Raw genomic sequence first — 12323 nt, forward strand, 5'->3', positions numbered from 1 at the left:
CCGGGAACAGCCCGGGCTGGAGGCAGGCCGGGCCAACGAACCACATAAAAGCATGACGACAGATTTACTGGACCGCATTCAATCCCCGGCAGACCTCAAGCGCCTGGATCGCCGCGAGCTGAAAAGGCTGGCCGACGAGTTGCGCGGCTTCGTGCTGGAGTCGGTGTCCAAAACGGGCGGGCACCTGTCGTCCAACCTGGGCACGGTCGAGCTCACCCTGGCCTTGCACCAGGTGTTCGACACGCCCCATGACCGCATCGTCTGGGACGTGGGTCACCAGTCCTACCCGCACAAGATCCTGACCGGACGCCGCGCCGGCATGGCCAAGCTGCGCCAGCAGGGCGGGATTTCGGGCTTCCCGAAACGCAGCGAATCCGAATACGACGCCTTCGGCACCGCGCATTCCTCCACCTCCATCTCGGCTGCGCTGGGCATGGCGGTGGCATCGCGCAACGCCGGCGTGCAGCGCCAGCACATCGCCATCATCGGCGACGGCGCGATGTCCGCGGGCATGGCCTTCGAGGCCATGAACAATGCCGGCGTCACGCCCAACATCAACCTGCTGGTGATCCTGAACGACAACGACATGTCGATCTCGCCGCCGGTAGGGGCGTTGAACCGCTACCTGGCGCGCCTGATGTCGGGCCGTTTCTACGCCGCCGCCAAGAACGTGGGCCGCGCGGTGCTGCAGCACGTGCCGCCGGTGCTGGAACTGGCGCGCCGCTTCGAGGAACATGCCAAGGGCATGGTCACGCCGGCCACGCTGTTCGAGGAATTCGGCTTCAACTACGTCGGCCCGATCGACGGGCACGACCTGGACGCGCTGGTTCCTACCCTGCAGAACCTCAAGGCCCTGGAAGGCCTGCAGTTCCTGCACGTGGTGACCAAGAAGGGCCAGGGCTACAAGCTGGCCGAGGCCGATCCGGTGCTGTACCACGGCCCCGGCAAGTTCGATCCGGCGGTCGGCATCCAGCAATCGAAGGCGCCCGGCAAGCGCAGCTTCACGCAGGTGTTCGGCCAGTGGCTGTGCGACATGGCCGAGCAGGATTCGCGTCTGGTCGCCATCACCCCCGCCATGCGCGAAGGCAGCGGACTGGTGGAATTCGAGCAGCGCTTTCCGCTGCGCTACTTCGACGTGGGCATCGCCGAGCAGCACGCCGTGACCTTCGCCGCCGGCATTGCCTGCGAAGGCCAGAAGCCCGTGGTCGCGATCTACTCCACCTTCATGCAGCGCGGTTACGACCAGTTCATCCATGACGTCGCCCTGCAGAACCTGGACGTGACCTTCGCGCTGGACCGCGCCGGCCTGGTGGGCGCGGACGGCGCCACGCATGCCGGCAACTATGACATCGCCTTCCTGCGCTGCGTGCCCAACATGGTCGTGGCCACGCCTTCGGACGAAAACGAAACGCGGCTGCTGCTGTCGACCTGTTATCAGCACCCCGGTCCGGCGTCGGTGCGCTATCCGCGTGGCGCAGGCTGTGGCGCGGCGGAAGCGCCCGGCCTGGATACGGTCGAACTCGGCCGCGGCGTGGTGCGCCGCGAGGGCCGCAAGATCGCCATCCTGGGCTTCGGCATGCTGCTCCAGGCCGCGCTGGGCGCCGCTGAAAAACTCGACGCCACCGTGGCCGACATGCGCTTCGTCAAGCCGATCGACCGCGAGCTGATCCTCGACTTGGCCAGCCGCCACGACGCGCTGGTCACGCTGGAAGATGCCTCCATCATGGGCGGCGCGGGCAGCGCGGTGCTGGAAACGCTGAGCGCGGCCGGGATCACGATTCCGGTGCTGCAACTGGGCCTGCCCGACGAGTTCATCGACCATGGCGAGCAGTCGGCGCTATGGGCCGGCATCGGCCTGGATGCGACGGGCATCGAAAGCTCGATCCGCGCCCGCTACGCCGATCTGCTGGGCTGAATCCGCTTCGATTCCTGCGGGCTTTGTCCGCAGGAATGAAACACACTGTTCCGGCCCCGCCAACCTACGAATAAAAGGGTTTTCCCTGGCGATTGGCGGACTATGGGCGATAATGGCCCCCTCTCAAAGATTACTAGGCCCGTGCGTTTTCACGACTGACTGCCTAGACAGGTAAGCCGAAATGAATTCTCCGATCGACCCCGCCATCGTGATGCCCGACGTCCAGAGTTCGGCGGACACCCGGCACATCCCGATTCAGCGCGTGGGCATCCGTGGCGTGCGCCACCCCATGTTGATTGAAAGCGGCGACGGCTCGCCCCAGGGCACCGTGGCCAACTGGACGCTGACCGTGGCCCTGCCGCCCGAAGAAAAGGGGACGCACATGTCCCGCTTCGTGGCCCTGCTGGAAAAGTACCGCAGCACCCCCATGACGCCGACCCTGTTCCGCGCCATGGCGGCCGACATGCTGCCGCTGCTGCATGCCGAGCGCGGCGACATCACCGCAGCCTTCCCGTACTTCATCAACAAGTCCGCCCCGATCTCTGGCGTGCAGAGCCTGCTGGACTACGAAGTGCAGTGGATCGCCCGAGCCCAGGGCGACGAGGTCGAGTTCGAACTGATCGTGCAGGTGCCCGTCACCAGCCTCTGTCCGTGTTCCAAGGCCATCTCCGAGTACGGCGCGCACAACCAGCGCTCGCACGTCACGGTGTCCGCCATCCTGAATGCCGACATCGGCATGGACGGCGTCATCCGCCTGATCGAGGAAGAGGGCTCCTGCGAGCTGTGGGGTCTGCTCAAGCGCCCGGACGAGAAGTACGTCACCGAACGCGCCTACGACAACCCCAAGTTCGTCGAGGACCTGGTGCGCGACGTGGCTGCCCGCCTGAACGCGCACCCCGGCATTGCCCGCTACCGCGTGGAAGCCGAGAACTTTGAATCCATCCACAACCACTCGGCCTACGCCGTCGTGGAAGGCTGAGCTTTCCGTGAGCCATCCGGCGGCCAATGACTGGCCGCTCATCGCGGGGCTGCAGCAGTGGGAATCGCGGCTGGCCAGCAATCTGGCCGGCCGCGGCCGTTTTGGCGTCGCCCTCTACGAGTTCTTCCGCTTTGGCGTGAAGCAGGCTTGGGCCTGCCTGTTCGGCGGCCTGATGTGCGCGCTGCTGCTGGGTACGCACTGGTGGTATCCGCAGGGTGCCGCGCTGGCCCGCTACGATTTCCTGACCCTGGCGGCCTTGGGCATCCAGGCGCTGCTGCTGGCGCTGCGCATGGAAACCTGGAGCGAGGCGCGCGTGATCCTGCTGTTCCATGTGGTGGGCACCGGCATGGAAGTGTTCAAGACGGCCGCGGGCTCGTGGATCTATCCCGAGGCCAGCGTGCTGCGCATCGGCGGCGTGCCGCTGTTCACGGGCTTCATGTATGCGGCGGTGGGCAGTTACCTGGCCCGCGTCTGGCGCCTGTTCGACTTCCGCTTCCGTGCCCATCCGCCGGTGGCGGCCACCGTGGCGCTGTCGGTGCTGATCTACGTGAATTTCTTCGCGCACCACTACATCATGGATATCCGGTGGGGCCTGTTTGCGCTGACCGCCATCCTGTTCGCGCGCACCTGGGTGTATTTCCGCATCTGGCAGGTCTATCGCCGCATGCCGCTGTTGCTGGGTTTCGTGCTGGTGGCCCTGTTCATCTGGTTCGCCGAGAACATCGGCACCTTCGCCAATGCCTGGCGCTATCCCAATCAGTCGCAGGGCTGGGAGCTGGTGTCCATCGCCAAGCTGGGCTCTTGGTTCCTGCTGATGATCATCAGCTATGTGATGGTCAGCGTGGTCAACCGGCCCGAGGAAATCGATGTTGCCGATTTGCCTCTGCGGACGGGGCAGGGCGGTGGAAATAGCCCGTCCCTGATTTCCTGAGCCCTCATTGGCTTGCGCTGTACCGCTCAATCGGTGATAATCGAGAGCTTTCTTGCTCGACCGCCCATGGTTTTTGGGTAGCGGGCTGCCCCTTGCGGGCCACTGTCCATGATGCAAATCCACCCCTGATGGAAAGCGGCGGGTGTAAGACGGTCGGCCAGCGAGACATCCTCAAGGAGTTTTACTCATGCGTCACTACGAAGTGGTGTTTATCGTTCACCCCGACCAAAGCGAGCAAGTGCCCGCCATGGTCGAGCGTTACCAAGCGCTGGTCACGGGCCAAGGCGGCTCGGTTCACCGCCTGGAAGACTGGGGCCGCCGTCAACTGGCCTACCCGATCCAGAAGCTCGTCAAGGCTCACTACGTCTGCCTGAACATCGAGTGCGGCCAAGCCACGCTGGATGAGCTGGAACACTCGTTCCGCTACAACGACGCCGTTCTGCGCCACCTGGTCATCAAGACCAAGAAGGCTCAAGCCACGCCCTCGATCATGATGAAGTCGGTCGAACGCGAAGAAGCCCGCAAGGCTTCGGCTGAAGCAGCAGCGCCGGCTCAGGCCGAGTAAGCAGGGCTCACGCAGAGCTCATCCCATGAAGTCCCCTCGGTGCCTGGCAGGATGAACAAGCTGGAACTCAGCGCCCGCGTTCTCGAATGCGAGCCTTTGCGCCACACTCCCGCCGGTTTGCCCGCACTGGAAATGGTGCTGGCGCACGAGTCGGAAGTCGTCGAAGCAGGCCACCCGCGCCGCGTCGAATTGACTATCGCGGCCGTGGCACTGGGCGATCTGGCGTTGCTGTTGAAGGACACCGCGCTAGGGTCCGAATTGCTGGTGCAGGGCTTTCTGGCTCCCACCCGCAAGGACTCGGTGAAGGTCAAGCTGCATTTGCAGCAGGCACGCAGGATCAGCGGCAGCGCAGGACGCGATCCGCTGGTGGCTTGAAGGGAATTGAGCAAGAGGCGCGATGAGCGCCTTCTGAATACGGATAGGTTATGGGGGTTTGGGCCCGTTTTGGGTAAAACCCGGCCCCCTCAAACAAAGAGGCACATATCATGGCTTTCTTCGGAAAACGCAAGGAAAAACGCAAATTCACGCAGCAGAACCCGCTTTTCAAGCGTCGTAAGTTCTGCCGCTTCACCGCTGCCGGCGTGGAAGAGATCGACTACAAGGATCTGGACACCCTGCGCGACTTCGTGCAAGAAAACGGCAAGATCATCCCGGCTCGCCTGACCGGCACCAAGGCAATCTACCAGCGTCAGCTGGACACCGCCATCAAGCGCGCGCGCTTCCTGGCCCTGTTGCCTTACACCGACAACCACAACTAATCCGGGGCACTGAAATGCAAGTTATTCTGCTCGAAAAAGTCGTCAACCTGGGTAACCTCGGTGAAGTCGTCCGCGTGCGTGATGGCTACGCCCGCAACTTCCTGATCCCCCAGCGCAAGGCCCGTCGCGCAACCGACGCCGCCCTGAAGGAATTCGAAGCGCGCCGCGCCGAACTGGAAAAGGCCCAGGCTGAAAAGCTGGCCGCTGCCCAGGCTCTGGGCGAGCGTCTCGCCGGCTTCCAGCTGAAGGTTGCCCAGAAGGCTGGCGTCGACGGCCGTCTGTTCGGCTCGGTCACCAACGCCGACATCGCCGAAGGCCTGAAGAAGGCTGGCTTCGAAGCCGTCGAAAAGGCGCAAGTGCGCCTGCCCAACGGCCAACTGAAGGCGGTCGGCGAGTTCCCGATCCAGGTTGCCCTGCACGCCGACGTGCTGGTCGACGTGACGGTCCTGGTCGAAGGCGAACTGTCCTAAGCCGGTACCCGCAGTAAAAAGAAGCCGGCCCGCGTGCCGGCTTTTTTTCTTTTTTGCCCCGCGCCGATTGCGTGTAGGCTTCGGACTCCACGATCCAGGCCTCGCGCCGCATTCCTCAGAGGACGTCTTGACTCAGCCCCCCGTTCACCACAACGCGCCTCCTGGCTTGCGAGCCTGGCTGGATAGCGTGGATGCGTCGCGTGAACCGTCGGTGCGGGATGTGACGATAGAGGGCGTGCGCTGCATCATCAAACGCCGCCGACCCAGCATCGGGCAGGGCGTGAGCTATGCGCTGCGCTATGTGCGCGCCCTGTTCCTGGGCGTGGTTTGCAAGATATTCCTGGGTGAATTCCCGCGGCCGGGCGTGCTGCTGCGCAATGGCCTGGCGCACGAGTCGCAACGCCTGGCGCAGTTGTTGAAGGCAGGCTGCCGCGTGCCCGAGGTCTGGTGGCAAGAGCAGGGCCTGCTGGTGCTGGAATACGTGGGCGAAGACCTGGCTGACCTGATCCGCAACGAGGACACGACGTCCCGGCTGTGGTTGGCGCGTGCCGCCGCGGCCGATCTGGCCGCCTTCCATGCCCGCGGCATGTGGCATGGCGGCGCGCAGATCCGCAATATCACCTTGCAGGACGGCGAACTGTGGCGCATCGATTTCGAAGAGAACATCGGTTCGACCCTGTCGCGCCCGCTGGCCCAGGCCTATGACCTGTTCCAGATGCTGGCCTCTCTGGTGTCTTTGCGTAAATTGCCGGACGATGTGGCCCGCACGCTGGGTAAACTGGCGCTCGAAGTCTATTTCGAGAGCAACCCCGATGCCGAGGTCCGCGCCCGCCTGACACGCCTGGCGCGTGTGCTCTGCGCCATTGCGGCGCCCTTGCGCGTGGTGCTGGGCCGCCTGCCCTCACGCGATATCCAGGGATTCTTCCGCGTTGCGGATATCCTGCAGCCGTTACTATTGAAGTCATGAATACACCCGCCGATTCCCAGCTCGAGTACCTGCGCGTTCCTCCCCATTCCATCGAGGCTGAACAGTCGGTCCTGGGCGGCCTGCTGCTGGACAACTCAGCCTGGGACCGCATCGCCGACGTGCTGGTGGAAGAAGACTTCTATCGCCACGACCATCGCCTGATCTGGCACCACATCGCCCGTCTCATCGGGCTGGCGCGTCCGGCCGACGTGATCACGGTCAACGAGTCCCTGATCAGCGCGGGCAAGGCCGAAGACGCCGGCGGCCTGGCCTACCTGAACGCGTTGGCGCACAACACGCCGTCCGCCGCCAACATCCGGCGCTACGGCGAAATCGTGCGCGAGCGCGCCATGTTGCGCAAGCTGGTGACGATCGCCGACGAGATTTCGTCGGCCGCCCTGAATCCGCAGGGCAAGGAAGCCCGCCAGTTGCTGGACGAGGCCGAGTCCAAGGTGTTCAAGATCGCCCAGGAAGGCGCGCGCGGCGCCGCCGGCTTCCAGGAGATCCAGCCTCTGCTCACGCAGGTGGTCGAGCGCATCGACGAGCTCTATCACCGCGAAGGCAGTTCCGACGTGACCGGCGTGCCTACCGGTTTCACCGACCTGGACAAGATGACGTCCGGCATGCAGGGCGGCGACCTGATCATCGTGGCCGGCCGTCCGTCCATGGGCAAGACCTCGTTCTCCATGAACATCGGCGAACACGTGGCCATCGAACAGGGTCTGCCAGTGGCTGTGTTTTCCATGGAAATGGGCGCCGTGCAATTGGCGATGCGTATGCTGGGTTCGGTGGGCCTGCTGGACCAGCACCGCATGCGTACCGGCAAGCTGATCGCCGACGATTGGCCGCGCGTGACGCACGCGGTGCAGCTGATGCAGGACGCCCAGGTTTACATCGACGAAACGCCCGCGCTCAGCCCGATGGAAGTGCGCGCGCGCACGCGCCGCCTGGCGCGCCAGTGCGGCCAGCTGGGCCTGATCATCATCGACTACCTGCAGCTTATGTCGGGGAACGGCTCGGGCGAAAACCGCGCCACCGAAGTGTCGGAAATCAGCCGTTCGCTCAAGGGCCTGGCCAAGGAACTCAACTGCCCGCTGATCGCGCTGTCGCAGTTGAACCGAAGCCTGGAACAGCGCCCCAACAAGCGTCCCGTGATGAGCGATCTGCGCGAATCCGGCGCCATCGAACAGGACGCCGACGTGATCCTGTTCATCTACCGCGACGAGGTCTATAACCCCGACTCGCCGGACAAGGGCACCGCCGAGATCATCATCGGCAAGCAGCGTAACGGTCCCATCGGCACCGTGCGCCTTACCTTCCAGGGTTCCAGCACGCGCTTCCTGAACTTCTCCGGCGCGCAGCCGCGCGACATGTACTGAGCGGTTCCGGCCCAAGAAAAAACCGCGCCTCGGCGCGGTTTTTCATTGCAGGCAGGAAGCCGCTTCAGGCTTCAGCCTCGGGGCGTTTGCCGAAGCGCGCGGCCAGCACGCCGCACACCATCAGCTGGATCTGGTGGAATAGCATCAGCGGCAGCACGATGGCGCCGACGGCGTGGCCGGCGAACAGCACCTGCGCCATCGGAATGCCGCTGGCCAGGCTTTTCTTCGAGCCGCAGAACAGCAGCGTGATGCGGTCTTCCACATTGAAGCCGAAGACCCGGCCCGCCAGCGCCGACAGGCCCAGCGCCAGCGCCAGGATGACGGCGCAGGCCACCACCAGGCCGGCCAGCGCGGGGATCGGGGTCGAACTCCACAGGCCTTCGTTGATGGCTTCCGAAAAAGCCGTGTAGACCACCAGCAGGATGGACCCCTGATCGACGAACTTCAGCATGGCCTTGCGCTTGTGCACCCAGGCGCCGATCCAGCGGCGGGCGAACTGGCCCAGCACGAAGGGCAGCAGCAGCTGCAGCATGATCTTGCCGACCGCGTCGAACGAAATCGGCGCGCTGCCCGCGTTGGCCACCACCGTACCCACCAGCAGCGGGGTGAGGAAGATGCCGAGCAGGCTGGAGGCGGAAGCGCTGCACACGGCGGCCGGCACATTGCCGCGCGCCATCGAGGTGAAGGCGATGGCCGACTGCACCGTGGCGGGCAGGCAGCACAGGAACAGGATGCCCAGATAGAGCTCCGGCGTGACCAGCGGCTCCAGTACCGGCTTGAGCGCCAGGCCCAGCAAGGGGAACATCAGGAAGGTCGCGGAGAAGATCGTGAGGTGCAGCTTCCAGTGCGTAAGCCCGGCGATGATGGCCTCGCGCGACAGGCGCGCGCCGTGCAGGAAGAACAGCAGGCCGACCGCGATGTTGGTGATCCAGCCGAACACCACCACGCCTTGCCCGTGCGCGGGCACGATGCTGGCGATGATGACGGTGCAGATCAGGTAGAGGGTGAAGCGGTCGGGAAGAAGGCGGGCAAGGCGTGACATGGAGGAGGGGAGGGAGGGCGGACGGAAAGCGCCGCAGGCGCCGTAAACGGGGCGTATTGTAGTCCCGGGGACGCCTTGCTTCCTGACAGCCAGTTGTCAGCGCCGCCGGGGCCGCAGCAAGGCCGCGGCGCGGCGCTCAGGGCGTCATGGCCAGCGCCAGGTCGAAGGCGGCGACCAGCGAGGCGTGGTCGGCCAGGCCCTTGCCCGCGATGTCGAAGGCGGTGCCGTGGTCGACGCTGGTGCGCACGAAAGGCAGGCCCACCGTCACATTCACGCCATGGTCCAGGCCCAGGTACTTGACCGGAATGAGGCCTTGGTCATGGTACTGCGCCACCACGATATCGAATTCGCCGCGCCGGGCGCGCATGAAGATCGTGTCGCCGGGCCAGGGGCCGCTGGCGTCGATGCCTTGCGCGCGGGCGGCGGCGATCGCGGGTTCGATGATGTCGAGGTCCTCGCGGCCGAACTTGCCGCCTTCGCCCGCATGCGGGTTCAGGCCCGCGACCGCGACGCGCGGCCGGGCGATGCCCATCTGGCGGCAGGCCTGATCGGCCAGTTTCATCGAGGTCAGTTCGGCTTGCGGCGTGATGCGCGCGATCACGTCGGCCAGCGCCACGTGTATGGTCACCAGCAGCACGCGCAGCTCGTCGTTGGCCAGCATCATCGCGAAGTCGCGCGTGCCCGAACGCTCCGCCAGGATCTCGGTGTGGCCGGGATAGTCTATGCCGGCGGCGTGCATGGATTTCTTGTTCAGCGGCGCGGTGACTATCGCGCGGATGCGTCCGGCCTGCGCGTCGTCGATGGCGGCGCAGACGTAATCGTAGGCGCCGCGTCCGGCGGCGGCGCTGATCTGCCCCAGGGGCAGGTCGGCGGGCAGGGCGGGGCTGCAGGCGATGACGTTGATATGGTCCGCGCCCGGCGCTGCCTGGCCCACATTCGCGACCTCGACGATCTCCAGCCTGGCGCCCAACTGGGCGGCGGCGCGTCGCAGCGCGCCCGCGTCGCCATACACCACGCAAGGCGCATTCAGGCCTTGCGCGTATGCCTTGACGACGATTTCGGGGCCGATGCCGGCGGCATCGCCCATGGTGATGCCGACGGGCAGGGAGGTCTTCACGGTGCTGGAGCTGAGGTTGTGTTGCGGATCATGCTACACCCGATGGCAGGCGGGCAGCCGCCTTACTTCGAGGGATTCTTGGGCGGTTCGATGACGCCGCATTCGAAGGTCACGGTGGCGCGCTTGGGACCCAGGCCGGTCGCGTGGTTGGACGTGATCTTGGGCTTGACCAGCTTGCGGTCGATGGACTGGCAATACTGTTCGGCGCGCAGCAGGGCCTGGTTCTTGATTTCCACCCAGGTCATCATCTGCGAGCCGGAGCTGTGGGTGACGCTGTAGGTGTCCTTGCCGACGGACGTGACCTCGCTCATGCTGGAACAGGCGCTCAGCAGGGCGAGCAATACGGCGGCGGGGGCAAGGCGTGCAAACATGAGGCGTCCTGAAATGGCGATTCCCCCAATTACACCATCATTTCAGGGCGCGGCCACGGCGCTGCGGCGGTCGAGCTTGCGGCTCAGGACGATGGAGGTCTGGGTCTGCTTGACCCCGTCGATCAAGCCGATGCGGTCCAGTAGTTCGTCCAGCTGTTCGTGGGTTTCGCAGCGCAGGAAGATAAGGTAGTCGTAGGGGCCGCTGACCGACGAGACCTCTTCGACCTCGGGCATCCTCTCCAGTTCGCGGATCACGGCGGCGGTCGTCTTGGGCAGCACGCTGATGGAGCAATAGGCCCGCACCGCCGCTTCTTCCAGCAGTCGCCCCAGCCGCACGCCATAACCTGCCACGATATGTTCGCGCTCGAGCCGGGCGATGCGCGCCACCACGGTGGTGCGGGCCAGGCCGAGCTTGCGCGCCAGGATGGCCGCGGGTTCGCGCGCATTGGCCTGCAGCAGGCTGAGCAGTTGCCGGTCGATGGCGTCGAGTCGTTCGTTCATACGGTGATGGGCAGCGTGGAGCGAGAGGGCGCGAGTGCCGACGGTACAGGCGCGGGGCGGCCCGCGTCAATGCGCGGCGGCGCGCGCGTTGCAGCGGGTTGGACGCTAGCCGTCGGATTCGGGGGGGATGCCGCCCTGATAGATGCGGCCGTCGAACTCGAAGCGCGTGATGGTCTTGCGCGCGGCATCGAAGATGCGGTCGCGGCTGGCGTCGTCCAGGCCGTCGTGGTCGGCGAAGCTGAAGCGGCACAGATCGATGTCGCTGTCGTAGAAGGCCGAATGCACATAGCGGCTGACGTCGGCCTCGTGCGCAAAATGCGCGAACTCGCGCAGCTGCTCCATTTCGTGGAAGGACCCGTTGCGGCTGACCAGCAGCATCCCGAACTTGCGCTCTTCGTCCGCCATGGGTTCGGGCGCGGCCAGCGCGTCGGGCTGACGCAAATCTTCATAGTCGAAGCGCGCGCCCAGTTCGTGCATGGCGGCCAGCACGCGCTGCCACTGCGCTTCATCCAGCGTGAGGCGGGCCGCCACGTAAAAGAGGCGCTGGCGGCCCAGCGAGCGCGGTTCGGCGCCGCCGATATAGCTGTGCCAGGGAATGGCCGCGTCCAGTCCGGCCAGTTCCGCCATGCGCGCGTCGCTGTAGTCCAGCCGGTCCTGCAGGCGCCGCATGGATTGGGCGTCCGGCGCAACGTAGTTCTGGATCGTCTTCATGGGGCCTCCGGTTGCACCGGAGCGCGGGGCCGCAGCCCGGGAGACGCAACCGGTGACGTGCGCCGCCGTGCCTATGCGGCTACGCTTCATGCTAGCGCGGCGCGCAGGGCTTGCCTAGCTTGGGCGGGCGCGGCGCCGTGCTAGGATTTGCGCCGACTTCAATGCCAGGAGGCTTTCAAATGGACATCCAGGAACAAATCGCCGTCATCGTGCATACCATTTCGCACCAAGGCGGCCGCATCGACGCGCTGAATTCGACCCTGCTGTCGATGCTGCATCTGGCCAAGGCTTCGCCTGGCCTGCGCGAGGCCATCGAGGCCCAGCTCGAACAGAACTATTCCAGCTTGCTGGCCCGCTCCGAGAATCCGCAGTACGTGGCCGGTTTCGAGAGTGTGCGCGACATGGTCCTGGGCGCCTTGAAATAGCCGCGCCCGATGGCGCTTGAAGTTGCGGGAGTTACCCACAACTTCTGTGGACAAGCCTTGGGATAGTGCGGGCATAGATGTTCAATTTCCTTTAATTACAAAGGCTTGCATGGGGCGCTCAAAGCGGGCTCCAATTGCGCTCGCTGGCGGCGCTTCGGGCGGCGCGGCGCAGGTCATGCAAGCCGGGTAATA

Annotated in this window: 15 protein-coding genes; 10 read left to right on the forward strand and 5 right to left on the reverse strand. The window is 65.2% G+C overall.

Annotated elements, in window-relative coordinates:
• Window positions 1–52 precede the first annotated feature (52 nt).
• From dxs to AXYL_RS09150, 9 genes are all read left to right on the forward strand, one after another.
• The gene (gene dxs, locus AXYL_RS09110) at window positions 53–1915 is read left to right on the forward strand and encodes a 1-deoxy-D-xylulose-5-phosphate synthase (protein ID WP_013392504.1); all 1863 of its coding nucleotides are present in this window, start codon (window positions 53–55) and stop codon (window positions 1913–1915) included.
• A gap of 181 nt (window positions 1916–2096) precedes the next feature.
• The gene (folE2, locus tag AXYL_RS09115; protein WP_013392505.1) at window positions 2097–2894 is read left to right on the forward strand and encodes a GTP cyclohydrolase FolE2; all 798 of its coding nucleotides are present in this window, start codon (window positions 2097–2099) and stop codon (window positions 2892–2894) included.
• 7 nt (window positions 2895–2901) lie between these two features.
• Window positions 2902–3825: a DUF817 domain-containing protein gene (locus AXYL_RS09120; RefSeq protein WP_013392506.1), complete on the forward strand. Its 924-nt coding sequence runs from the start codon at window positions 2902–2904 to the stop codon at window positions 3823–3825.
• A 187-nt stretch (window positions 3826–4012) separates the two neighbouring features.
• Window positions 4013–4390 (forward strand): 30S ribosomal protein S6, encoded by a 378-nt coding sequence (rpsF, locus tag AXYL_RS09125; RefSeq protein WP_013392507.1) that lies wholly within the window; start codon window positions 4013–4015, stop codon window positions 4388–4390.
• 51 nt (window positions 4391–4441) lie between these two features.
• Window positions 4442–4765: a primosomal replication protein N gene (gene priB / locus AXYL_RS09130; RefSeq protein ID WP_013392508.1), complete on the forward strand. Its 324-nt coding sequence runs from the start codon at window positions 4442–4444 to the stop codon at window positions 4763–4765.
• A gap of 110 nt (window positions 4766–4875) precedes the next feature.
• A complete protein-coding gene (gene rpsR, locus AXYL_RS09135) occupies window positions 4876–5148 on the forward strand; it encodes a 30S ribosomal protein S18 (RefSeq protein ID WP_006218308.1) in 273 nt (90 codons plus the stop codon).
• Window positions 5149–5162: 14 nt separating this feature from the next.
• A complete protein-coding gene (gene rplI / locus AXYL_RS09140) occupies window positions 5163–5618 on the forward strand; it encodes a 50S ribosomal protein L9 (protein WP_013392509.1) in 456 nt (151 codons plus the stop codon).
• A gap of 127 nt (window positions 5619–5745) precedes the next feature.
• Window positions 5746–6585 carry a hypothetical protein gene (locus AXYL_RS09145; protein WP_013392510.1) on the forward strand — a complete coding sequence of 280 codons (840 nt, stop codon included), beginning with the start codon at window positions 5746–5748 and terminating at the stop codon, window positions 6583–6585.
• Window positions 6582–7964: a replicative DNA helicase gene (locus AXYL_RS09150; RefSeq protein WP_013392511.1), complete on the forward strand. Its 1383-nt coding sequence runs from the start codon at window positions 6582–6584 to the stop codon at window positions 7962–7964. The genes AXYL_RS09145 and AXYL_RS09150 overlap by 4 nt, the downstream gene beginning before the upstream one ends.
• Before the next feature lie 64 nt (window positions 7965–8028).
• Here AXYL_RS09150 and AXYL_RS09155 read toward each other — a convergent pair whose 3' ends face one another.
• The 5 genes from AXYL_RS09155 to AXYL_RS09175 form a co-directional block, all read right to left on the reverse strand.
• The gene (locus AXYL_RS09155) at window positions 8029–9006 is read right to left on the reverse strand and encodes a bile acid:sodium symporter family protein (protein WP_013392512.1); all 978 of its coding nucleotides are present in this window, start codon (window positions 9004–9006) and stop codon (window positions 8029–8031) included.
• A gap of 136 nt (window positions 9007–9142) precedes the next feature.
• The gene (gene pdxA / locus AXYL_RS09160; RefSeq protein WP_013392513.1) at window positions 9143–10123 is read right to left on the reverse strand and encodes a 4-hydroxythreonine-4-phosphate dehydrogenase PdxA; all 981 of its coding nucleotides are present in this window, start codon (window positions 10121–10123) and stop codon (window positions 9143–9145) included.
• A 62-nt stretch (window positions 10124–10185) separates the two neighbouring features.
• A complete protein-coding gene (locus AXYL_RS09165) occupies window positions 10186–10494 on the reverse strand; it encodes a hypothetical protein (RefSeq protein ID WP_013392514.1) in 309 nt (102 codons plus the stop codon).
• A gap of 42 nt (window positions 10495–10536) precedes the next feature.
• Window positions 10537–10995 carry an Lrp/AsnC family transcriptional regulator gene (locus tag AXYL_RS09170; protein ID WP_013392515.1) on the reverse strand — a complete coding sequence of 153 codons (459 nt, stop codon included), beginning with the start codon at window positions 10993–10995 and terminating at the stop codon, window positions 10537–10539.
• Window positions 10996–11100: 105 nt separating this feature from the next.
• Entirely contained in the window at window positions 11101–11706 is a 606-nt protein-coding gene (locus AXYL_RS09175; RefSeq protein ID WP_013392516.1) for a hypothetical protein, read from the reverse strand.
• Between the two features lie 179 nt (window positions 11707–11885).
• Between AXYL_RS09175 and AXYL_RS09180 the strand changes: the two genes are divergently transcribed.
• Window positions 11886–12131 (forward strand): hypothetical protein, encoded by a 246-nt coding sequence (locus AXYL_RS09180; protein WP_013392517.1) that lies wholly within the window; start codon window positions 11886–11888, stop codon window positions 12129–12131.
• Window positions 12132–12323: the final 192 nt, after the last annotated feature.

Origin of the sequence: Achromobacter xylosoxidans A8 (genome assembly GCF_000165835.1) — a bacterium.
In the GTDB taxonomy this organism is placed as follows: domain Bacteria; phylum Pseudomonadota; class Gammaproteobacteria; order Burkholderiales; family Burkholderiaceae_B; genus Achromobacter; species Achromobacter xylosoxidans_B.